General features: G+C 63.3%; 26 protein-coding genes. 11 read left to right on the forward strand and 15 right to left on the reverse strand.

The features are described 5' to 3' along the window. Window positions 1-193: 193 nt before the first annotated feature. Both BRA471DRAFT_RS26225 and BRA471DRAFT_RS26230 read left to right on the forward strand, forming a co-directional pair. Window positions 194-394, forward strand: a complete 201-nt coding sequence (locus BRA471DRAFT_RS26225; protein WP_007612753.1) for a hypothetical protein — start codon at window positions 194-196, stop codon at window positions 392-394. Then, window positions 391-597, forward strand: coding sequence for a hypothetical protein (locus BRA471DRAFT_RS26230; RefSeq protein ID WP_007612754.1), 207 nt, complete (start codon window positions 391-393; stop codon window positions 595-597). Before BRA471DRAFT_RS26225 ends, BRA471DRAFT_RS26230 begins: the two co-directional genes overlap by 4 nt. Here the strand turns inward: BRA471DRAFT_RS26230 and BRA471DRAFT_RS26235 are convergent. Beyond that, the gene (locus BRA471DRAFT_RS26235) at window positions 591-860 is read right to left on the reverse strand and encodes a hypothetical protein (RefSeq protein WP_007612755.1); all 270 of its coding nucleotides are present in this window, start codon (window positions 858-860) and stop codon (window positions 591-593) included. The genes BRA471DRAFT_RS26230 and BRA471DRAFT_RS26235 overlap by 7 nt on opposite strands. A 192-nt stretch (window positions 861-1,052) precedes the next feature. After that, window positions 1,053-1,301 carry a hypothetical protein gene (locus tag BRA471DRAFT_RS26240; RefSeq protein ID WP_007612758.1) on the reverse strand — a complete coding sequence of 83 codons (249 nt, stop codon included), beginning with the start codon at window positions 1,299-1,301 and terminating at the stop codon, window positions 1,053-1,055. 634 nt (window positions 1,302-1,935) lie between these two features. On the opposite strand from BRA471DRAFT_RS26240, the gene BRA471DRAFT_RS26250 reads away from it, so the two are divergent. Then, entirely contained in the window at window positions 1,936-2,706 is a 771-nt protein-coding gene (locus BRA471DRAFT_RS26250; RefSeq protein WP_007612768.1) for an EAL domain-containing protein, read from the forward strand. A 21-nt stretch (window positions 2,707-2,727) separates the two neighbouring features. On the opposite strand, the gene BRA471DRAFT_RS26255 is transcribed toward BRA471DRAFT_RS26250, so the two are convergent. The 3 genes from BRA471DRAFT_RS26255 to BRA471DRAFT_RS26265 form a co-directional block, all read right to left on the reverse strand. Beyond that, window positions 2,728-2,919 (reverse strand): helix-turn-helix domain-containing protein, encoded by a 192-nt coding sequence (locus tag BRA471DRAFT_RS26255; RefSeq protein ID WP_007612769.1) that lies wholly within the window; start codon window positions 2,917-2,919, stop codon window positions 2,728-2,730. Window positions 2,920-3,055: 136 nt separating this feature from the next. Beyond that, window positions 3,056-3,232 carry a hypothetical protein gene (locus BRA471DRAFT_RS39100; protein WP_007612770.1) on the reverse strand — a complete coding sequence of 59 codons (177 nt, stop codon included), beginning with the start codon at window positions 3,230-3,232 and terminating at the stop codon, window positions 3,056-3,058. A gap of 74 nt (window positions 3,233-3,306) precedes the next feature. Further along, a complete protein-coding gene (locus tag BRA471DRAFT_RS26265; RefSeq protein WP_245266040.1) occupies window positions 3,307-3,576 on the reverse strand; it encodes a hypothetical protein in 270 nt (89 codons plus the stop codon). Between the two features lie 273 nt (window positions 3,577-3,849). Here BRA471DRAFT_RS26265 and BRA471DRAFT_RS26270 point away from each other — a divergent pair, with 273 nt between their 5' ends. Further along, on the forward strand, window positions 3,850-4,035 hold the full coding sequence (locus BRA471DRAFT_RS26270) for a hypothetical protein (protein WP_007612773.1): 186 nt from the start codon (window positions 3,850-3,852) through the stop codon (window positions 4,033-4,035). 271 nt (window positions 4,036-4,306) lie between these two features. Next, window positions 4,307-5,593, forward strand: a complete 1,287-nt coding sequence (locus BRA471DRAFT_RS26275) for an NRAMP family divalent metal transporter (protein ID WP_007612775.1) — start codon at window positions 4,307-4,309, stop codon at window positions 5,591-5,593. 144 nt (window positions 5,594-5,737) lie between these two features. On the opposite strand, the gene BRA471DRAFT_RS26280 is transcribed toward BRA471DRAFT_RS26275, so the two are convergent. Further along, the gene (locus tag BRA471DRAFT_RS26280; RefSeq protein ID WP_007612777.1) at window positions 5,738-5,926 is read right to left on the reverse strand and encodes a hypothetical protein; all 189 of its coding nucleotides are present in this window, start codon (window positions 5,924-5,926) and stop codon (window positions 5,738-5,740) included. A 173-nt stretch (window positions 5,927-6,099) separates the two neighbouring features. Between BRA471DRAFT_RS26280 and BRA471DRAFT_RS26285 the strand changes: the two genes are divergently transcribed. Next, entirely contained in the window at window positions 6,100-7,314 is a 1,215-nt protein-coding gene (locus BRA471DRAFT_RS26285) for a mandelate racemase/muconate lactonizing enzyme family protein (RefSeq protein WP_007612778.1), read from the forward strand. A 6-nt stretch (window positions 7,315-7,320) separates the two neighbouring features. Here the strand turns inward: BRA471DRAFT_RS26285 and BRA471DRAFT_RS26290 are convergent, their stop codons facing one another. The 4 genes from BRA471DRAFT_RS26290 to rocF form a co-directional block, all read right to left on the reverse strand. After that, window positions 7,321-7,617 carry a hypothetical protein gene (locus tag BRA471DRAFT_RS26290; RefSeq protein ID WP_007612779.1) on the reverse strand — a complete coding sequence of 99 codons (297 nt, stop codon included), beginning with the start codon at window positions 7,615-7,617 and terminating at the stop codon, window positions 7,321-7,323. Between the two features lie 102 nt (window positions 7,618-7,719). Beyond that, entirely contained in the window at window positions 7,720-8,262 is a 543-nt protein-coding gene (locus BRA471DRAFT_RS26295; RefSeq protein ID WP_007612783.1) for a c-type cytochrome, read from the reverse strand. Next, on the reverse strand, window positions 8,249-9,520 hold the full coding sequence (gene soxC, locus BRA471DRAFT_RS26300) for a sulfite dehydrogenase (protein ID WP_007612785.1): 1,272 nt from the start codon (window positions 9,518-9,520) through the stop codon (window positions 8,249-8,251). The genes BRA471DRAFT_RS26295 and soxC overlap by 14 nt, the downstream gene beginning before the upstream one ends. A 160-nt stretch (window positions 9,521-9,680) precedes the next feature. After that, window positions 9,681-10,658, reverse strand: a complete 978-nt coding sequence (gene rocF, locus BRA471DRAFT_RS26305) for an arginase (RefSeq protein WP_007612787.1) — start codon at window positions 10,656-10,658, stop codon at window positions 9,681-9,683. 242 nt (window positions 10,659-10,900) lie between these two features. Here rocF and BRA471DRAFT_RS26310 point away from each other — a divergent pair, with 242 nt between their 5' ends. Further along, complete coding sequence (locus BRA471DRAFT_RS26310) at window positions 10,901-11,185, forward strand: hypothetical protein (RefSeq protein WP_007612789.1); 285 nt, start codon at window positions 10,901-10,903, stop codon at window positions 11,183-11,185. A gap of 12 nt (window positions 11,186-11,197) precedes the next feature. Here BRA471DRAFT_RS26310 and BRA471DRAFT_RS26315 read toward each other — a convergent pair whose 3' ends face one another. Both BRA471DRAFT_RS26315 and BRA471DRAFT_RS26320 read right to left on the reverse strand, forming a co-directional pair. Further along, the gene (locus BRA471DRAFT_RS26315) at window positions 11,198-13,939 is read right to left on the reverse strand and encodes an EAL domain-containing protein (RefSeq protein ID WP_007612790.1); all 2,742 of its coding nucleotides are present in this window, start codon (window positions 13,937-13,939) and stop codon (window positions 11,198-11,200) included. Between the two features lie 59 nt (window positions 13,940-13,998). Then, window positions 13,999-15,315 (reverse strand): FecR domain-containing protein, encoded by a 1,317-nt coding sequence (locus BRA471DRAFT_RS26320; RefSeq protein ID WP_007612792.1) that lies wholly within the window; start codon window positions 15,313-15,315, stop codon window positions 13,999-14,001. A 130-nt stretch (window positions 15,316-15,445) separates the two neighbouring features. Here BRA471DRAFT_RS26320 and BRA471DRAFT_RS26325 point away from each other — a divergent pair, with 130 nt between their 5' ends. The 3 genes from BRA471DRAFT_RS26325 (at window position 15,446) to BRA471DRAFT_RS26335 (ending at window position 18,838) form a co-directional block, all read left to right on the forward strand. Further along, window positions 15,446-17,242, forward strand: coding sequence for a ShlB/FhaC/HecB family hemolysin secretion/activation protein (locus BRA471DRAFT_RS26325; protein ID WP_007612794.1), 1,797 nt, complete (start codon window positions 15,446-15,448; stop codon window positions 17,240-17,242). Window positions 17,243-17,397: 155 nt separating this feature from the next. Beyond that, a complete protein-coding gene (locus BRA471DRAFT_RS26330; RefSeq protein ID WP_007612796.1) occupies window positions 17,398-18,228 on the forward strand; it encodes an alpha/beta fold hydrolase in 831 nt (276 codons plus the stop codon). Window positions 18,229-18,520: 292 nt separating this feature from the next. Next, on the forward strand, window positions 18,521-18,838 hold the full coding sequence (locus BRA471DRAFT_RS26335; RefSeq protein ID WP_007612797.1) for a cytochrome c: 318 nt from the start codon (window positions 18,521-18,523) through the stop codon (window positions 18,836-18,838). A gap of 191 nt (window positions 18,839-19,029) precedes the next feature. Here BRA471DRAFT_RS26335 and BRA471DRAFT_RS26340 read toward each other — a convergent pair whose 3' ends face one another. The 3 genes from BRA471DRAFT_RS26340 to BRA471DRAFT_RS38480 form a co-directional block, all read right to left on the reverse strand. Then, window positions 19,030-19,371 carry a phasin gene (locus BRA471DRAFT_RS26340; protein WP_007601491.1) on the reverse strand — a complete coding sequence of 114 codons (342 nt, stop codon included), beginning with the start codon at window positions 19,369-19,371 and terminating at the stop codon, window positions 19,030-19,032. 140 nt (window positions 19,372-19,511) lie between these two features. Next, window positions 19,512-19,697: a hypothetical protein gene (locus BRA471DRAFT_RS39105; RefSeq protein WP_007612798.1), complete on the reverse strand. Its 186-nt coding sequence runs from the start codon at window positions 19,695-19,697 to the stop codon at window positions 19,512-19,514. Between the two features lie 362 nt (window positions 19,698-20,059). Beyond that, on the reverse strand, window positions 20,060-20,203 hold the full coding sequence (locus tag BRA471DRAFT_RS38480; RefSeq protein WP_007612799.1) for a hypothetical protein: 144 nt from the start codon (window positions 20,201-20,203) through the stop codon (window positions 20,060-20,062). A 246-nt stretch (window positions 20,204-20,449) separates the two neighbouring features. Between BRA471DRAFT_RS38480 and BRA471DRAFT_RS26350 the strand changes: the two genes are divergently transcribed. After that, complete coding sequence (locus BRA471DRAFT_RS26350; RefSeq protein WP_007612800.1) at window positions 20,450-20,806, forward strand: hypothetical protein; 357 nt, start codon at window positions 20,450-20,452, stop codon at window positions 20,804-20,806.

Consider the following 20,806-nt stretch of genomic DNA (forward strand, 5'->3'; position numbering starts at 1 on the left):
GCAAGCACTCAAGCTGAGCAAGTCCCTCAACTGGCTCAACCCGCTCCCGCAATTTAATCCGCCGACATATCATAGGATATGTCTCTCCCTCAGACGGGGGAGTTAAGCTTTATCCATCACCGCAAGGCAATTGGCATCTGCCGGTGATGAGAACGCCCAACAGCGCTCCCGCCCACGAACGAGGGAGATGTGCATGCCGACACGACGACGTTTCAAGCAGACCAGGACACTCACCCAGCGGCTCGCCGAGGAGGCCGCGCGGCTTCGCGAGGAAGCGCGCACGCTCGCGCCCGGGCATCGCCGCGAAATGCTGCTGCGCCGCGCGCGGCAGGACGAGACCGCCATGCACATCGACGCCTGGCTGCAATCGCCAGGGCTGAGGGCACCGTCATGACCCTGCAATATCGCGCCTACCTGGTCGGCGACAACGGCGTGTTCCGCTCCGCCGAAGCTTTCGAGGCCGCGTCGGATGCGATCGCCCTCATCTTCGCGCAGCAGTTCACGCGGCACGGCAAGGTCGAGGTCTGGCAGCTCGGCCGCAAGATCGCCGTGCTCGAGCCCGAGTCATCCCCGACGGAATTTCTCACGCGTCAATGATCGCGTGATGCGGAGGGTGTCCGGAAGGTCTCGAATGCGAACGAGAACTTGACCTGCATCACCGGACCTTTGGCATCACGAACGTCGATCGCCATGGTCTGCCTGCCGCCCGCGGCAGGCGCGGAGAGGATGGCATCGCGCGCCATGTCCGCGACCGACTTGGCGGCCTCCGCCTGAACGGCGCGCCAGCTGGCCAGCTCCAGCCCTTCCTCGTCGAGCGCTACACCGGTGTCGTCGCGCAGGTCGAAATAATATCGGGGCATTGCGGCATCCTTTGCCCGTAATAGGTCCGAAGCGGCCAAAGGGTTTCCAAGGCAGCGAAAAAATCTGGTGGAATCAACGGGTTCCGGGAACTCCGACGTCCGCTGGCGCGACGCGGAAGCAGCAGTTGTCGCGTGCGTGGCGGTCTCTTTCAGGGAGCGAAAGCGACAGGGCGACACGACATTCGGCGCCCTTCATTCCTCCGCAAGCTTCCCGACGATATAGGCATCCACCGTTTCGGCGAACGAGCGCTGCACGCCGACCGCAGTCCCATGCTGGTCGAGCGCGTCGCGCTGGAGCACGCGCAGGCCGCGGCCGCGCATGCAGGCCGGCGCCGTGTTCAGATATTGGTCGATGGCGCCCTTTGCGAGCGGGATGGCCTTCGGGTCACCCCTTGCGATCAGAAGCCGCAAGAGGCTCTGGCATTCGGCCAAGCCTGGCATGGGATCAGCGCCTCACGCCTGCCGCGATTTCGCCGGCCGCTTGACCGGCTGGGTGTGGCAGCCGAACAGCGCCAGCAAAAACGCGACTTCTTCCTTCGAACCAACCTGGATCATGATGATCTCCTTTTCGCTAGGTTGGTCGGGCACAGCGGGCGGGGCGTTCGAGACAATCTGGTTTCAGCACTGTTTCAGGCGTGTTTCATCGTGGCGCGCGATGTTCATGGTCGCCTGAATAGGAACAGCTCCTGGGGTCAATGGGTTATCGGGGCGTCGGTCCGGATGCACGACCGGCACCCCCCCCACGGCCTCAGCCCGCCCCCCCCGGGCTGGGGCCGTTTTTGCCCCCGCGCAAATTCAACGCGCGCGCGCGTTCCGGTCTCGCATGGGCTTCTCCCAGGACAGCTTGTTGCAGCCGGAACACCGGAAGATGGCAATCGCGCCCTCGGGTGAACTGACCGCGTCGATGAATGTCATCGGTTGGTTGCACGCGGCACACATCGGCCGCGACCTGGTGTCTCGGTTCGCCATGCGCGCAAACGCGGCACAGCGGGATAGGTTTCTATTGCTCTTCGCTGTTCCTTAACGCCTGACACCTATTTTTTTCGCGGGTTTGAGAGGGCTTAGGGTTCGCGCGATGGCTGTGAAGTGTGCGGGATGTGCCGACGGGACCGAGCTCCCGTTCCAGTTCAAGATGGCGTTTCAGCCGATCGTCAACGTCGTCGAACACCGCGTCTGGGGCTATGAGGCCCTGGTGCGCGGTCCGAACGGCGAAAGCGCGCACAGCGTCCTCAGCCAGCTCACCGACCAGCAGCTCTACCGCTTCGACCAGGCCGCCCGCGTGATGGCGATCGAAACCGCGGGCGCGCTGTTCGACGACCCGGAGGCGCGGCTCTCGATCAACTTCCTGCCGAATGCAGTGTACGAGCCGCGCGCCTGCATCCAGAAATCGCTGGAGGCCGCGCGGCGCGCGAGCTTTCCGACCTCGAAGCTGATGTTCGAGTTCACCGAGAACGAGCGGATGTCCGATCCGGCGCATATCGAAAACATCGTCCGCGCCTACAAGGCCTTCGGGTTCTGGACCGCACTGGACGATTTCGGCGCGGGTTATGCCGGCCTCAGCCTGCTGGCCCGGTTGCAGCCGAACCTGATCAAGATCGACATGGAGCTCGTGCGAGACATCCAGCTCAGCCATCCCAAGCAGGTGATCGTCTCCGCGGTGGCCGCGATCGCGCGCGAGCTCGACATCACCGTGCTGGCCGAAGGCGTCGAGAGCGAGGCCGAGCTCACGTCCTTGCGGGCCGCCGGCATCGCGCTGTTCCAGGGTTACTATTTCGCCAAACCAGGCTTCATGTCGCTGCCGCAGGTCCGCGGATTTCAGCAGATGGATGTCTCGATCGCCGGTTGACGAAATCCGCGGGGCTGCTTTTCAGGATCCGCGCTTCTGGGTGACAAGGCGCAGCGAGATGCCGTGCTGCCAGGCCCGTACCCTCACCGCGGCTTCGCTGCGACCAAGCTCGGCGGCGATCTCGTCCGGCCGCCAGCCGGCTTCGGCCAACGCCTTCAGCCGCTCGTGCTCTTCCGCTGTCCACTTCTTCAACAACGGGTAGCGTGATTGCATGGTTGGAAGCTGCCCAGCCCGCGTGGTCGATGCAGCCGACAATAAACCGAAACAGGGGAAGTTCCTATGCGACGTTGCTGTGCGATGTGGGGCGCACCATCCCGCAAGTCGGCCGACGCCGAGGACAAGGCCTCGCTCAGATCCAGACGTCCTCGCGGCACGAGTCGCAGCGATAGATCAGGACCGAGCAGTCGCGCCTCACGTCTAAGATCGACGTCAGGTAGCGCGTGCCCCTCTCGCATTTGGGGCAGGCCGGCCCCGGCTTGAAATACTGATCCGGCCTCGTTGCCGGGCTTTGCTGTTCGCTGCTCATGTCATCCCTCATTGGAGGACTGAGTTCCTAAGTGCCAAAGTGGACATTCGTTCCAAATGGCGCGGGCGGCGCGTCTAACCCATGCGAGGGCCAGACTCTCCATGGTCGCGCGCCGTCATCGGCATTATCTGGAGCGGTCTAGCGCGCTTCCTGTTGGCGGGCTCCCCCCCCCCCGCTCGTTCGTCCAGGCTCTCGACGGTGATGATGCGCGCGGCGCGGCGCGCCAGCTCGTCGTAATTTTCCGCCACCTTGCGCAGCACGTCCCGCGTCTCGGGATATTCGCAATTGTCCGCCTTGGTGCGGAATTCTTCCGCCCGCATCCGCCAGTACCGCGGAGGGTGCATCCGCTCGGCTCCCATGGGCCACTCCCCTCAGTTGGTCCAACCGTTCATGCCTTAATGAAGAGCCCGTCCAGGCGTTCCCGCGCAGACGTTCCGGCTGCGATCACACGTGCAGATTGCGCACGGATCGCAGCTGACGACGACAGCATCTCGCGGGAAAGATCGACTTTAGTTCAAATGCAGCAGGGCGGATTCGGCAGGATGCAATGGGTTCGCGCCATGCTGGAACACGTCCCTTGCGACAGACGCAACGGGGATAGCTCGGAGAGATCGTCGATGTATGTCGTCGCCGCCGCGTTGCTGGTGCTGTCGGGACTGTTCTACTCCGCGAGCCATCACGAGATCGGCTCGTTCGGCGTCACCATGTGCACCTATGGCAGTGCATTCTGCGACAACCCGCTGATCGTCTTTTCCGGCGCCGCGCTGGCCGGCGCCTGGGGCATGTTCGTCAGCATCAAATAGTCCGACCGCACGCGCTCAGGGGACATACGTCTCGCCGGTGCGGACACGGGTTGCGGACTGCCGGCCATGGCGGGCCGGTCGCGCTTGGGATGCGCGCAAAGGCTGCACCGGGTTCTTGGATGATGCAGTTATACAGGTGTTTTGCCCGACGAGTCAAACGAAGATTCGCTTTATCAGAAAATAAGCGAGGAGCCCGTTACGCCGCGCTCGGGAACCTTGTTCCCTCGTTAGCATTTGTGAAGGACGCGCCCCGACCGAGGTCCCTCCTGCGATGACCGACAGCGCCCTCACCCCCACGAAATCCGCGCCGTCGCTGTTGCAGAGGCTGGGGCCGGGTCTGGTCACCGGGGCGGCCGACGACGATCCGTCCGGCATCGCCACCTATTCGCAGGCCGGCGCGCAATTCGGCTACGGACTGCTCTGGACGGTGTTTCTGACCACGCCGTTCATGATCGCCATCCAGCTCGTCAGCGCCCGGATCGGCCGCGTCACCGGCAAGGGGCTGGCCGCCAACGTCAGGCAGATCGCGCCGCGCTGGGCGGTGCTGTCGCTCGTCGCCATGCTCGTCGCCGCCAACACCTTCAACATCGCCGCCGACATCGCCGCGATGGCGGAGGCGCTCTCGCTCGTGATCGGCGGCCTCAACCACGAGCACGCGCTGATCTTCGCGGCGGGCTCGACCCTGCTGCAGGTTTTCCTGCCCTATCGGCGCTATTCGCCGGTGCTGAAATTTCTCACCCTGGCGCTGTTCGCCTATGTCGCGACCGCCTTCACCGTCAAGATCCCGTGGAGCACGGCGCTGCTCGCGGCGGTGTGGCCGAAGACGAATGTCAGCGCCGACTATTTCATGATGGTCGTCGCCGTGCTCGGCACCACGATCAGCCCGTATCTGTTCTTCTGGCAGGCCTCGCAGGAGGTCGAAGAGATGAACCAGGGCAAGCGCGACAAGCCGCTGCGCGAGCTGAAGCGCGGCGGCAGTCCGGAGCTCGCGCGCATCCGGGCCGACACCATCTCCGGCATGCTGCTCTCCAACGGCATCGCCTTCTTCATCATCCTCACCACCGCGTCGGTGCTGCACGCGAACGGCGTCACCAACATCAATTCGGCGACGGAGGCCGCCGAGGCGCTGCGGCCGCTCGCCGGCGACTTCACCTTCGCCCTGTTCGCGACCGGCATCATCGGCACCGGACTGCTCGCAATTCCGGTGCTGGCGGGCTCGGCCGCTTACGGCGTGGCGGAGATCTTCGGCTGGCGCGCGACGCTGGAGGCGAAGCCCGACGAGGCGGTCGGCTTCTACACCATCATCGCGGCCGCCACCATCATCGGCTTCGGTCTGGGGTTCACCGGCATCGATTCGATCCATATGCTGGTCTGGAGCGCCGTGCTCAACGGCATCGTCGCCGTTCCGATCATGGCCATGATGATGCTGATCGTCTCGAGCAAGGCGATCATGGGTCGCTTCAAGGGCCGGTCATGGCTCGTCGCGCTGGGCTGGCTCGGCACCGCGTTGATGGCGCTGGCCGTGCTCGCTCTGCTCGGCTCGTCCGCGATCGGCTGACTAGCCTTGCGACAAGGCTGCCGATATCTGCGAGGCGATGACGAGGGCCGCGAACACGGCCGGCACGCTGATGAAGCGCAGGAATTGGTCGATCGAAAGCATCGCTGTCTCCCCCAAGACAAAAAAACGTATAAGCCCGCCGCGCTATTCCACCCCGTGCGCGGCGTGCTGATCGGCCGTCAGAAACTGATCGGAAATGGCGGCTCCGCCCATCGTGAGCAGCGCCAGGATCGAAATCACAGCCAGAAATTTCATGGCCGGAAGGTCGATCCCGATTGTGGCCAAAAACGTCAGAGCGTGGTGCCTTTTCAGGACGATCCCAGGCAAGATCATGGCTGTCCCCACCGGATTCCACAGACTTTTCCGCCGCAGAAGGCGGCAAAGCGGCCGCGGCGCAGCTCCCCGGGCTTCACTGCGCAGGGCTCTTAGCCTAACAGTTGCAGCTGGAGCCGGGCTTGCGAGCCGGCCAATGAAAAAAGGGACCCAGCCGGGTCACAGGGAGCGACATGACCAGATCATCAAAGGCAACAAGTCTCGAGATTCTCGCCTGCGATGCCGGTTGGAGAAACTACCACTTCGTCAAGCTGACGACCGAGGACGGCATCGTCGGATGGAGCGAGTTCGACGAGGGCTTCGGCTCGCCCGGTGTCGGTGCTGCGATCCAGCGCCTGTCCGCCCGCGTCGTCGGGCAGAACGTTTTCCGGCACGAGCGCATCTACGCCGAACTGTTCGCGGCCACACGTCCCGCCGCCGGCGGCGTGGTGGCGCAGGCGCTCGGCGCGATCGAGAATGCGCTGCTCGATGCCAAGGCGAAGTGTCTCGGTGTGCCCTGCTACGAACTGCTCGGCGGCAAGATCCGCGACCGTGTCAGGGTTTATTGGTCGCATTGCGCGACGTGGCGGATCAATCACCCGTCCTGGTACAAGCCGCCGATCGAGGACCTCGATGGCGTCAAGGCGATAGGACGCGAGGTCCGCGAGAAGAAGTTCACCGCGCTCAAGACTAACATCTTCTCTTACGACGACGGCAAGCCGACCGGTTGGCGACCGGGCTTCGGCTCTCCCTTCACCCCCGAGATCAACGTCGATCGCAAAATCCTGCGCGACCTGCGCATGCACCTGGAAGCGATCCGCGACGGTGCAGGCCCCGACGTCGACATCCTGCTTGACTGCAACTTCAACGCCAAGACCGAGGGCTATCTGGAGATCCTGCGCACCATTGCGGACCTCGACATGTTCTGGATCGAGATCGACAGTTTCAATCCGGAAGCCCTCGGTTACATCCGCAGGCAAAGCCCGCATCCCATCTCGTCCTGCGAGACGCTATTGGGCTTGCGGGAATTCCTGCCCTATTTCCGCGAGCAGGCCATGGACGTCGCGATCATCGACACGCCCTGGAATGGCGTCTGGCAGTCGATGAAGATCGCAGCCGCCGCGGAAGCGTTCGAAGTCAACGTTGCCCCGCACAATTTCTACGGCCATCTCTGTTCGATGATGAACGCGCATTTCTGCGCCGCCGTGCCGAACCTGCGCATCATGGAGATCGACATCGATCGCCTGGCTTGGGACCGTGAGCTGTTCACGCATGAGCCGGATATTCAGAACGGCCATCTGGTCATTCCGGACCGGCCCGGCTGGGGCACCGATCCGAACGAGGAAGCCCTTCGCGCGCATCCGCCGAAGACCAGCGGCGGATTGCTCAACTACGGCCGCAAGGGCTAGGGCGTCTTACGGCGTCACTGGATTGACGGTCGGCGACGTCTTTGGCCCCGGCCGCGCCGGCTCGATCGGTGATTTCGGTTCGGTCGGGAGAATTTTGGCGCCTGCGGCGCGCGCGGCTTCACCCGTGGTTGCGTACATCGCAACGTGGGCGGGTTGTGTCTTGGCCCGATTCCATGGTCCGTGATCGACGATGAGCATCGCAGCAATCGTCACCGCGGCCACGATCAACGCGATCACGCCGGGATGGCGAAGCGCCGAGGATATGGAATTTGCGAAGCGATCCGTTGCCATCGAGGAACCCATACGTTTTTCCTATCGCAGGTTAATTCAATCCGGTCTCGCGAGTTCCGCCCCAGGCCCAGGCAAGTTCCAAGTCAATGCGTGGAACCTGATCGCCATAAGCACTCAGCGTTTCACATCTGGCCGCGCGTCGCCGACGAACCGGTCGCGGTTTGGCATCTTGACCGCTGTAAGCGATTTGGCATCGAGCGTCGCATCCGCTCCGACCAGTCCATTCAGGTTCAGGATGTACGCGGACACTGCATAAACCTCCTCATCGCTCAACGATTGCGGCGCGTTCTGCGGCATCGCGCGGCGGATGTAGTCGAACAGCGTCGGCGCATACGGCCAATAGCTGCCGACCGTGCGGATCGGCTTTGGCGTTGCGATCGTGCCCTGCCCACCAACGAGCCGGTCACCCAGCCCGCCCTCGCCCTTGTCGCCATGGCATGATGCACATTGCTGGGCGAACACCTCGCGCCCGTGGCTGACCGAGCCGCTTCCCTTCGGCAGATTGCTGCCGTCGCGCCCGATATCGATATTCCAGCCCGCAATCTCCGCAGCCGTCGCGGCACGTCCGAAGCCGTACAGGCTTTGTGCTTGCGCTCCGCTCGCAAACGCACACAGCAAGATGACGACAGCAATGCCGCAAGTCTCACGCCAGCGCATTGGTCACCTCGCCGTCAGCTGCGATGCGCCAAGGCCAGATCGCATTGTTGTGGTAGAAATAGTTCTCGCCGCGCACCGCGAGCAGTTCGGCCAGAGTCGGCTGCACATAGCCGGTCTCATCGACGGCACGGCTCTGGATCACGGCAGGTTTGCCGTCCCATCGCCAGGGCAGGCGAAAGCGTGTCAGCGCACGCGTCAGCACCGGCTCCTGCAATTGGGCGCTTTGCCAACTCTTTCCCTCGTCCACCGACACTTCGACGCGCGCGATCTTGCCATGCCCGCTCCAGGCGATGCCGGTGATCTCGTGGAAGCCGGGCGCGCTCAGACGTTGGCCACCCGAGGGCCGCGTGATGATCGACTTCGCCTCCATGTAGAACGAAAATTCACGCGCGGTGCCATCCGGCAGCAGGTCGGTGTATTTCGAGGTCTCCTCGCGCGAATAAACCGGCTCCGCAGTCACATGCAGGCGCCGCAGCCACTTCACACTCATATTGCCCTCGAAGCCCGGCAGGAGGAGCCGCAGCGGATAGCCCTGCTGCGGGCGCAGCCGCTCCCCGTTCTGGCTGTAGACCACCATGGCGTCCTCGAGGCATTTCTCGATCGGGATGCTGCGGGTCAGCGCAGCCGCGTCGGCACCCTCGGCCACGACCCATTTGGCATCTGGTTTCAACCCGGCCTCCTGGAGCACCAGCTTGAGGCTGACGCCGGTCCATTCTGCACAACTCACCAGACCCACTAGGTCCGACGCGGTCTTGCCGTAAGGCTTGGTGTAGCCGGGATTGCCGGAGCATTCGAGAAAGTGGACGCGCGATTCCGACGGGAAACGCCTGAGATCATCCATTGTGAAGATCAGCGGGCGCTCGACCAGTCCGTGCAGCATCAACCGGTGCTGGGCCGGATCGATGGTCGGAACGCCGCCATGATGACGCTCGTAGAACAGGCCGTTCGGCGTGATGATGCCATCGAGCTCCTGCAACGGAGTCCGGCTGGAGGCCGAGATGTACTGCTTGAGAGTCTTCGAGATGTTCTTCACGACTCCGTTCTCGAACGGCGATGGCGCGCCATAGAGCTGGCCCCCCGTCGGCTCGCCCGGCGCCTTCATCCATTCGGGAATGTTGGGTGGAAGGTTGTCGGTCCCGGCGGCAGCCGATGCGCCGGCGCCCAGGACAGTGCCACCCGCAGCCGCCGCGCCGGCGCGCAGAAAGTGACGGCGAGTCGTCCCCGCGGATTTGTCGTCGGCGTCGCTCGTGCTGCTCATGTGCGGACCCTCGGATGAAGCGCGACCGCATGAAACATTCTGCGACGAGCATTTGCAATTCGCAGCTGTTTCAAAAATGAGCCATTTCGACCGCGACTGATCTAAATCCGACGGCCGCGGCGGCAGTTCTCTTCTTCGCAATGCACAAACGGCTCGTCCATCACTCGCCCGGCGCGATCGCATTGCTCGGGGTCGGCCGGTCGGCGATCTGCTGGCCGAACAGGCTGCCGATCAGTTCGACCGCGGTGCGCGCCGTGCGGCCACGCTCGTCGAGGAAGGGATTGAGCTCGACGATGTCGACTGATCCGACTACGCCGGAATCGTGCAGAAGCTCCATGATCAGATGCGCCTCACGATAGGTCGCGCCGCCCGGCACTGTCGTGCCCACGCCGGGTGCAACGCAGGGGTCGAGAAAATCGACATCGAAGCTGACATGCAGTACGCCGTTGCTGGCCCTGACGCGCTCGATGACGCGGCGGATCAGCACGGCGACGCCAAACTCGTCGATCTGGCGCATGTCGACAACCCTGATCCGGCGCGTGCGCATCAGCTCCTTTTCGAGCTTGTCAACTGAGCGCGCCCCGAACAGGTCGAGCCGGTCGGGACCGATCGGGGCACGCGGATCATCGCCAAGCAATCCGTCGAGGCCGGGTTCGCCGCACAGGAATGCCGCCGACATGCCATGCATATTCGCCGTGATCGTCGTCTCCGGCGTGTTGTAGTCGGCATGTGCATCGAGCCAGAGCACGAACAGCTCGCGTCCGCGCTCCTGCCAGTGTCGGGCCATGGCATTCACCGATCCCATCGACAACGTGTGATCGCCGCCGAGAAAAATCGGCAGCGCGCCGGTTTTCGCGATCTCGTAGCCTCTGCGGCTCAGCACGCGGGTCCAGCGCTGGATTTCGCGGTAGTGATTGGCATTCTCCGGGGGCCTGTCTGCGAGGTCCCGGAGCTCGGCCACCGAGAGATCGCCGTAATCGACGACCTCGAAATCCAGGCTCTCGAGCAGTGTCGCAAGGCCGGCGGTGCGGAGCGCCGCAGGGCCCATCAGGGTACCGCGTTGCGAAGCCCCCATGTCGATGGGAGCGCCGAGCAAGGCGATGCGCCGGGCTCGATCCGTCGTAGTCTGGTCGGTCACAGCTGTCTCCTGAGATCCGCAAGATTGAGCCAGCCTAACAGAGATTCGCATCCGTCGTTTCACGGGGGCGGTCCGCGCGGGGGCGCATCGTCTCGGAACAAAAGCCCGCGCGCCGAATTGCTCATGCAAGGCCGGTACCCGCCGTAAAACCACGGCGCCTGTCGCGGATAGCCAAAGGTCATGCGACCCGCTGTTCAGAACGAGCGCTCGCGCGGATAGCCAAAGGTATCGGCCTCCGTCACATGATCAGCCCGGAGGTCGCGCACTTGAGCACGGAGATCCCGCAGTCCACCTCACATCCCGGCATGGCCGAGCGCGCCATCGATGCCGCGACGGACGTATCCCGCACCATCGGTGAAGTCGCAGGTGGCCTGCATGCAGCTGTCGATCGCATGACCTCCGCTATCGACGAAGCGCGAAAGCCGGGCCGGCCCCTCGCGACCGTCGCCGCGATTACGCGCGAAGCACCGCTTGCCAGCCTGTTCGTTGCTTTCCTGTTCGGCGTCGCAGTTGCGCGTCGGCGGTAGACCAGCGGATGTTCAGGCGGCACTGACGGCGTCGCGCTCGGCTGCGAGGAATTGCCGCTCGAATGCTTCCGACGGCATCGGGCGGCCGAAGAAATAGCCCTGGCCTTCTTCGCATCCCATGCTCACCAGGAAATCGGCCGTAGCGCGGTTCTCGATGCCCTCGGCCACGACCGTCAGTCCGAGCTGCTTGCTGAGGCCGACGGTCGACCCGACGATCGCGGCATCATCGGAGTTCGCGAGCAGACCGAGCACGAACGACCGGTCGATCTTGAGCCCATCGAGCGGAAACTTCTTCAAATAGCTCAGGCTCGCATAGCCAGTGCCGAAATCGTCGAACAGGACGCGGACGCCGAGCTGCTGGATGCGTTTGAACATGTCGAGCACGCGGGCTTCGTCGTGAAGCAGGATGTCTTCGGTAACCTCGAGTTCGAGCAGCGACGGGGTGAGCCCCGTCGCTTCGAGCATTTCCGCAACCGAATGCGCGAGGTCGCCGGAGTGGATCTGCGAGGGAGACAAATTGATCGCGACCCGCACTCTGTCGCCGGACAATTCCCAGGCGCGTGCCTGCCGGCAGGCGGTCTCCATCACCCAGTTTCCGATCCGCTCGGATAGGGCTGAGCTGTTGACCACCGGCATGAACTCTCCCGGCGAAACGTAGCCGCGCACGGGATGCCGCCAGCGGATGAGAGCTTCGGCCCCGACCAGGCTCGCGTCGATCAGGCGAACCTGGGGCTGGTAGAACAGCTCGAACTCGCCGCGATCCGCGGCAAGCGCTAGTTCACTCTCCAGCGTCAGCCGGTTCTCCAGCTCCTGCCGGATCGCGCTCTCGAAGACCACATAACCGCCGCGCCGCGTCAGCTTTGCCTTGGTCAGCGCAAGATGGCCATTGCTCAGGAGATCGTCGGCGCTGTGTCCGCCTTCCGGATGGACGGCGACGCCGATGCTGATTCTGACGCGGTGCTGCCGCGTGCCGGTCGCAAGCGGCGCTTCGAATGCGCGCGCGATGCGCTCGGCGAACTCTGCGATTGGCGGGTCGCCATCGGCGCCTTTGCGCGCAATGGCGAATTCGTCTCCGCTAAGCCGGGCAACGACAGCGCCGTCGCGCGCCTCGGCTTTCAGGCGACCAGCGACCGCCTGAAGCACGAGATCTCCGGCCGAATGACCCAGCATGTCGTTGATGCTCTGGAAGCCGTCGAGCCCGATCACGAGCAGCGCGACCTCGCAAGGGCGCTGCGCCGCATCCGCGATCATGCCGACCAGTCCTGCATGCAGCGTGTTGCGGTTGGCAAGACCGGTCAGCGCGTCGTACTCGGCGAGATATCTGACGCGTTCGGCCTCGCGCTTGCGGACCGAGATATCGCGCAGGATCGCTCCGTACTGGAAGCCGTCCGTTCCCTGCCAGCCCGAGAAGCTTGCCTCGACCGGGAAAGTTTCACCGTTCTTCCGCCGCCCTTCGAATTCAACGACGACCGCTCCGCCGGGGACCAGGAGTGCCTGGCGCGCGGCGTCGCGCATGGACGGCCTCGCGTCACCGTCCACCGACACGGCGCACAGCGTTTCGAACGGACGGCCGATGATCTCGGCGGGCATATAGCCGAAGATCGCACTAGCGCCGGGATTCCACACGGTGATCAGCTGATCTTCGTCGGTGCAGACGAGGCCATCGCCGAGCGACATCGCAATACGATGAAAGCGGCTTTCGGCGATGCGCCCCAACAGACCGCGGAAGTCGATTTCGTCGAGTGCGATCGCCGTCAGATAAGCCACAATCGCGATGTGGAACAGTGATGTGTCGATGATGAAGGGCCATCTTGCCTGCACGAGGACCGCAACCAGCTCGAAGGCTGCCCCGGCCGAGATCAGGATCGCGACGCGAATTCCCGGTCCGAAGCGGCGCCACGAAAACACCATCAGCAGGCAGATCACAGCGAGACCCAGGATCATGCCGGTATCGGAGGTCCAGCGCAGCATCCGGCTCTGGAGGATCGATTCCGCTGCCAGCGCCTGGAGGATGGGTCCGGAGATGATGCGGCCATTTGGAACGCTGAAGCGGTCGCCCAGTTCGAGCGCCGTCGCACCAATGATGACCTTCTTGTCTCTGAGCTTGTCGAGAGTTGCCGTGTTGCCGCGGAGCACGTCGACATACGAGACACTCGGAACGGAGCCCGCCCGAATGCTGAAATCGATCAGGAAAGGAGGCCGCCGATTGGCGTCCTGTCCGGCCAGCACGACGGCCATTGACGGCATCAGGGCATCACCGAGCTTCTCGCCGAATGGATAGCGGCGAACCAGCCCGTCGGATTCGATCGCGACATTGACCAGCGCCGGCCACGACTGATTGCTGAACGGCTTCAGGGGGCGATTGATGTGAGCTGCGCCGCCATTCGGCGTCGGCTGCTTGAAGGACGGCAGGATGGTCGAGCCGCCGGCCTCACGCAGCGCGTTGACGAAAGCCTCGTCGGAGGCCGGATCGGATGGCGAGCTGAAATCGACGTCGAAAGCGACGTCCCGCGCCCCCGCGGCCTCGAGCTTGCGCAACAATTCGCCGTGCAGCCGGCGCGGCCAAGGCCATACGCCGATCTGGTCGATCGAGGGCGCATCGATGGCCACCACGACGACGTTGCCGCTCGCGGGGCGCGATTGCCATGTGAACCGCAGGTCGGTCAGCGCGTTGCGAAGCGCACCATGCCACCCCGTGGACAGCACGATCGCCAGTGCGGTCACGACTAGAATATGCGGACGATAGCGCTTCACTCCGATCCTCCCGCGCACCCGCTTCTGCGGGTACGCCCCCTCATCCCCTGGAAATCGCCTCAGTGCTTGTTGTGGCCAAAGGCATTGCCGTGGCCATTGCTGCCGTTGCCGCCGCCATTGCCATTGCCGTTACCGTTGTTGCCCCTGCCGTTGCCGGTGGCGCCGTTGTTGCCATTACCATTGCCGTTGCCGGAATTCCCATTGCCGGAATTGCCGTTACCGGAGTTGCCATTGCCGGAGTTGCCGTTGCCGGAGTTGCCATTGCCGGAGTTGCCGTTGCCGGAGTTGCCGTTGCCACCAGCGTTTCCGTTGGCGGCCGCTGCGGCGATCGCGGCGCCGGGATTTGACGAACTGCTGCTGCCAGCCGTCACGCCGCTGCTCGTCGTGACCGCAGTCTGGACGGTGCTGTTGGACGCAGTCGTGCTCGCTTTCGAGTCGCTCCAGACCGTCTCGGTGCTAGCGTGCGCGTTGCGCACCTGTCCGGGGGCACCGCCTCCGTGGGCTAGCCCGTGCGTGACCTTGTGGACGTTCAGCTTGACCTCGCCGAGCGAGTTCGAGATGCGCACGACGCCAGGCTTTGCAGCATCAGACTTGGCAGCACCGCCCTTGGACGCGTGAGCTCCGGCCCCCTGTTGCGATGGCTTGAGCGCGCCGGCCGCCTTGGTGCCCTTGTCGATCGGACCGAGCGCATGGATCGCACGGCCGTTCGCGGCATTGCGCGGGGCCGACAGGCCCGATTTCGGCACGGGGACGCGCTCGATGCTCGAGGCGCGCGGCTTGCCGTGCTCGATCGGATTGAACGTTCCAGAGCCGCTCAGAGAGAGACCAGACTTGCCATGCTCGAAGACGGTGGCGGCCTGCCCCGGCAGGACCTGGGCGATCTGTCCGGTCTTGAAGTCGGAGACCTCGACCTGGCCGCGGAGCACGCCGACCTTGGTGCTGCCCGCATTCACGGTGACGCTGAACTGGGTGCCCTTGACCACGGCGGCGAGATAGGGCGTCTCGACCTCGAAGTGCTTGACGTTGCGCTTCTCGACCTCGAGCAGGATCGAACCTGCCTGCTGGATGATGGTGGTCGAAAGGCCCTCCTTGCTCTCGGTCGGCAAGCCGACCACCGAGTTGGGAGAGATCAGGATCGTTTCCTCGCCACGGACGAGCAGCACGCGCCCGTTACGCCCGGTGCGAATGGTGTCGCCGGGCTTGAGTGCCTCCTGCTGGCTCAAGGACACCTGCTGCGCGCCAGTGGTGGCGACCCAGACCTCGCCAGTGGCTTTGCCGACCGACCAGACGCCCTCGTCCGCGGCGGATGCGCCGGAAGCCGTTCCCAGGATCAGCGCAGCCGCGAAGGCGCACCGCATTCCAATATTGTTCAGCATGACGATCCTCAGTCCGCGTTACAGCCGGCCTTGAGGGGTATCCGAAATCACTCAACATGAGATTAGCGGGAAGCGACCAGCGGAGTGGTCGCGTTAACGGTTCATTGACCATAAAAAACTATGAAAAATCATGTGGCTAACGAACCCTTACCGCTTCACGGGCACATCTCCGTCAAACTACGGGGACCGGCGCGTTGCGCGCGTCGGGAAGCGGCATCTCATTACCACAATGGTGCTGTTGGCGCCTTTTTTCGCCGGAGTTTCCCAGGCTTTCGCACAACAGGCGAACCAGCCGGGCTTCGATCCGCGCCAACCAGAGAAATATTTTGAAAACCAAACCGAGCGGGAATCGCTGAGGCGTCCTCCAGTCAGACTACCGACGATCGGCCAGCCCAACACCGGCGGCGATACCAAGCCTCAATTCGTGCTGCGCGGCGTCGATGTCAGCGGAGCCCGGGCCGTTTCCCCCGATCGCATCGCCGCGGTCTACCAGCCCTATGTCGGCAAGAAGGTTTCGCAGGCCGATCTCGCCGCGATCGCCGGCGCCATCAGCGATCTCTACCGTGCCGATGGTTTTCACTTGAGCCGTGCGATCGTGCCGCCGCAGGATATTGCGGACGGCCTGCTCCGGATCCAGGTGATCGAAGGCGCCATCGTGCAGGCGAAGCTGAAAGGCGACGGCGCCGAGCAGTTCGGCGTGAGACCGATGCTTGGGCCGGTTCTGGCGGAGCAACCGTCGCGTCTGGCAACGCTGGAACGCCAGCTCTTTCTCATCAACAGCAGACCTGGCGTCCGGATCACCGATACCGCACTGGAGGAGATCGGCGGTGCAACCGGCCGCTTCCGCCTCATCGTCTATTTGAAGACCTGGCACGTCTTCTCCTCATTCGGTCTGGACAATCTGGGCTCATCATCAGTCGGTCCGTGGCAGACCTACGCGACCGGCGCGTTCAACTCCTATCTCACGCCCGGCGACACGCTGGCGGTCAACCTGTCGACCATCGCCAACGACCCCCGCCAGCTTGGCTTCGCACGGCTGTCCTACGATGCACCCGTCGGCGTCGACGGCGTGCGTCTCGGCGGGTCCGTCCTGTACAGCGCGGTCAGACCGGGCGATGCCCGCCGCCTCAACAGCGACATCACCACGACCGAGGCGTTCGAGCTGCGTGCCGGCATCGTCCCATTGCAGTCGCAATCCTCCTCGCTGATCCTGACCGCGGCGACGACCTTCAGCAACGTGTCCGAGCATGACCTTTACGGCCCCTGGTACAACGACCACATCAGGACCGCGAGCCTGACCGCCGACTACCGGCTCCAGGATCATTTCGGCGGCACCAATTTCGCGACGCTGACCTACCGCCAGGGGCTCGACATCTTCGGTGCCTCGCATTTCGATGACGACCTGTTGTCGCGCGATGGCGCGTCATCGAACTTCTCCGTGCTGAACCTCTGGTTCACGCGCTACCAGACGCTCAACGACGTCTGGTCGCTCAAGCTCTCCGCTGCGAGCCAGACGGCGTCACGGCCGCTGTTCACCTCGCAGCAATTCTATCTCGGCGGCGTTGCCTTCGGGCGCGGCTATGGCGCAGCCGAGATCAGCGGTGACAACGGTCTTGCCGGCTCGCTCGAACTGCGCTTCGACCAGAATCTCAATTTCCGCTACTGGACCGGCTATCAGCTCTATGCCTTCGGCGACGCCGGCGCCGTCTGGAACGACGCTTACCGCCTAAGCGACGGCCTGTCGCTGACCTCGGCCGGAGCTGGCGTGCGGTTCTTCCTGCCGGACGATTTCCAGGCCGATCTCGGCGTGGCTGTCCCCCTGAGCTACCGGGCGCCAGACAACGAGCGCCGCAGCCCGCGCTTCCTGTTTACCCTGTCAAGCGCGCTGCGGCTCTGCTCCGAACGCGGCAAGGGCGGCTGTCTGTAAGCCCATTGTCCTTTGCGCTATGGCCCCCGGCATGCGGCCCTTTTCGAGGCGTGGCTCACAAGCTTGCCTAAATTTAATCCCGTAACCTGCTCACGATCGCTCGATCCGGGAGTTCCGAATGGCCATGTTCAGTCAAAAGTGATTGAGACGGAACCATGAAAAAGGTGTTTGCAGTTCTGGCGTTTCTCTGCGTCCTCGGCGTCGGCCAGTACTTCGTGGTCAGCCGGTTCGCGATCCGCCATGAGGATTTGACCCTGTTCGACGCCGCGCGCCAGCGGCCGATTGCGGTCGAAATCGCTGTGCGGCGTGATTACGAGACCAAGGCCAATCTCGGCCTCTGGAAGCTCCCGCTCGCCATCATCAGCAACGGCAATACCGTCAAGGCCACCGAATATTCCTTCCTCGCCAACGTGCTCGCCGCACGCGGTTATCTTGTCGCCAGTATCCAGCAGGATCTGCCGAGCGATCCGCCGCTGATGACCAAGGCCGGCCAGCCATATGTCGGCCGGCGCGAGGTCTATATCCGCTGCGAGGCCAACATCCTCTTCACCTTGGGCGAGTTGAAGCGGCGGCAGGAGAACGCCGACTACGACCACATCACGCTCGTCGGGCATTCCAACGGCGGCGACGTTTCGATGTATGTCGCCCATCAGCACCCGGAGCTGGTGTCGAAAGTGATCACGCTCGACAATCTGCGGGTGCCTTTCGTGCTTAGCGACAACATGAAGATCCTGTCGTTCCGCTCGAAGGATCCGCATTTCGTAACCGATCCCGGCGTGCTGCCGACGCCGGAAGAGGCCAAGGCGCGCGGAATCGACATTATCCACACTGGCGCACAGCATACCGAGATGAGCGATCGCGGTCCCGACGCTGTCAAAGAAAAGATCCAGGCGACACTCGACCGCTTCCTGCGGGACAGCGCCAGCAGCGCGCTCGCCCCGGCCGATACACGAAGCCCGATGATCATGAACCCCGGCGACTATTAGTCCGGCCCCTTTGCGGCAGATCAAGGCTGCCGCGACCCGACCACGATAGAAAGGGTCTCGCCATCTCGGAGAGGCACGTGTCGCACTCGATCGAAAGCCTTGATACGAAAAGACTCGATAGGACAAGCTTTGGCCTGCCCGTGGCAAGGACGCCGAGATTCGCCCGGCATCTCTATCGTTCGGCTCGCAAGCTGCTGCGGTCGATCATCGCCCGCATCGACCTCTCGCAGTTTCCGGGTTCGTGTTGCGGATGAGGACGGCGTCGCACGCCAACAACACACAGGGTTGCTCTATGCACCGGCATTTGAGACGAATTTGCCTGCTGGTTGCAATGGCCTCGAGCATGGGCACGTTGTCCGCTCTCGCCGCCGATGCAGATCACGGCGCCGATCTTGCGAGGCGCTGGTGCGCCAGCTGCCATGTCGTGGCGAACGGCCAGACCCAGGCGAGCGCCGACGTCCCCTCTTTCGCGTCCGTTGCGCGCAGGCCCGACTTCAGTTCGGAAAGGCTCGCCTTTTTCTTGCTAGATCCGCACCCGAAGATGCCGAATTTCCCCTTGAGCCGGACTGAAGCCGGCGACATCGCGGCCTACATCGCATCGCTGCGTTAGCAGAGCGGCCGATCGGTCGACACCTGCGACGATGCAAATCCTGCCTGAGAACCGACAGGAATCGGCAGGAGGATGATGGGCTGTGAATGAGGTCCATTCGACGGCCCATCATGGACCGGTACCCGCATCGACGTGCGGATATTCACGCTGCGCAAGTCCAATCTGTGGACGCGCCGTAAACACTCCGAGAATCAGGACTTGCCCTTCCCCGGCTGCATGAGACTGCCGGTCATCTGGCGCATGTGGTCTCCGGCACTGGTGAACTGGCTGCGCAGGAAATCCGATTGGATTCGCATCGCCTCCTGAAGGTCGGTGGCATGGACGAGCTTGCGGGCATGCTCGAACGCCGACTTCATGTTCTGCTCGGTGAAAGCGAGCGCCTGCTTCGACACGTCCGCCCCCGCGCCCGGAACGGTCGTCATCGATTTGGTGGCGGCTTCGAAAAACATTCCGAATGCCTTTTCCGCCTGGTCAATCGTCTTCTCGGCCAGGTCACGCAGTTCGGCCGGAACTTCGAGCTTCGGTTCGATCATGGTCGCACTCCTCCCGTTTTCTGAACTGAATACCACACTTGCCGGATCGACTGCCAGCGTCCAGCCGGGGGGACGTCGCCCGGCGGCCGGCTCTGGCAGGAAACGAACGGCAAGGCGTTAAGGCCGGCGCGCAGGCCGGCTCAGGACAGGGGGTGTTCGGGGAGAGTTTCTTCGGTGGCGAGGTCTTCGACGAGCTTGATGACCTCGAAACGCTGCCGGGGCGCGAGCTTCAGAAACGCGCGGAGCAGCCGCAGGCTTTCGACAGTGCCGCTTGCAGGCGCGCCGAGCTTGAGGTGCAGCTCAGCTGCGAAATTGAGGTTCTTCATCTCGCACCTATGACAAGCATCGGACTTCGTGATCCAACATCGAGATCCCAACTAAGAACCAAACGCCACAACCGGATGCCATAACCAACCGGATGCTATGGCGACGGCGCGCCTTCGGCCGGGGGGGAAGCCCGGTACGTTCGCACGCCGAGCTTCATGTGCAAGCGCGCACACCTGAACAGGTTGCAACTATGTCAAGAAACAACCCCTCCGGCAAGCCTAACAGTTGGCGCAGCGATGCTTCGTCTGCATCGCACCACGGCAATTCCGGATAACAGGAATATGGCCCGCCGTCACCCACCTGCGTCAAGAAGCGTCATCGATCAGCATACAGCCTCGATCGCCGTCAATCGACGCTGCGTTTAGTCTTGTTTCGGATGTGAATGGACGTTGGTGGACGCGAACCAGTGCTTCTTCAGCGTATACACGTAATTGATGAGTCCGGCGCCAGCGGTTGTATCGTCGACGAAATAGACGTGGATCTCGCGCCATGGATAGGCCGCCACAGCGCGGCCTTCTGAACCAAGAGACAAACTATGGCATTTGGATTTTCATCCAAACCCGCCCACTCGAGCTCTTGGACTTGGGCAGGCCTCTTCGCACCAGGATTCATCGGGCCGCATTTGTTTCCGGCCGTGAACCGTTTTCGAGGAACAAACGACAAAGCGGTGGCGAAACAGTCACGCAGATCACGGGCGCCCTGGCCGATGCATTCGATCGATTCGGGCGCCCCAGCACCAAAGGACGACGGCATGCTTTCTCGCTGCGATCTCATCAAGGGCGCCGCAGTCGCGCTTCTCACCTTCTCGATACAAGGCGCGTGGGCGCAGGAGACCAGGATGAACCTGTTCAAGATCGTCACCATCAAGGACGAAATCGTCGTTGGATTGTCGACGGAGGAGCTTCAGGCGCTCGGCGGCAACGATGCCAGCGCCGTTGCACATGCTCTGGCACAGAAGGGCGATCTCACCGTCTGGCAATACAACGTGCATCGCGGTCCGAACGGCGAGTTACAGCAAGCGCCGACCGCCAGAATAGGGCTTTTGGCCAACGCCTCGCTGCGCGTGGAGCCCTATACCACGACCTATCAGATCCTGCCGCATCCCTAA

This window comes from Bradyrhizobium sp. WSM471 (genome assembly GCF_000244915.1).
Lineage (GTDB): Bacteria > Pseudomonadota > Alphaproteobacteria > Rhizobiales > Xanthobacteraceae > Bradyrhizobium.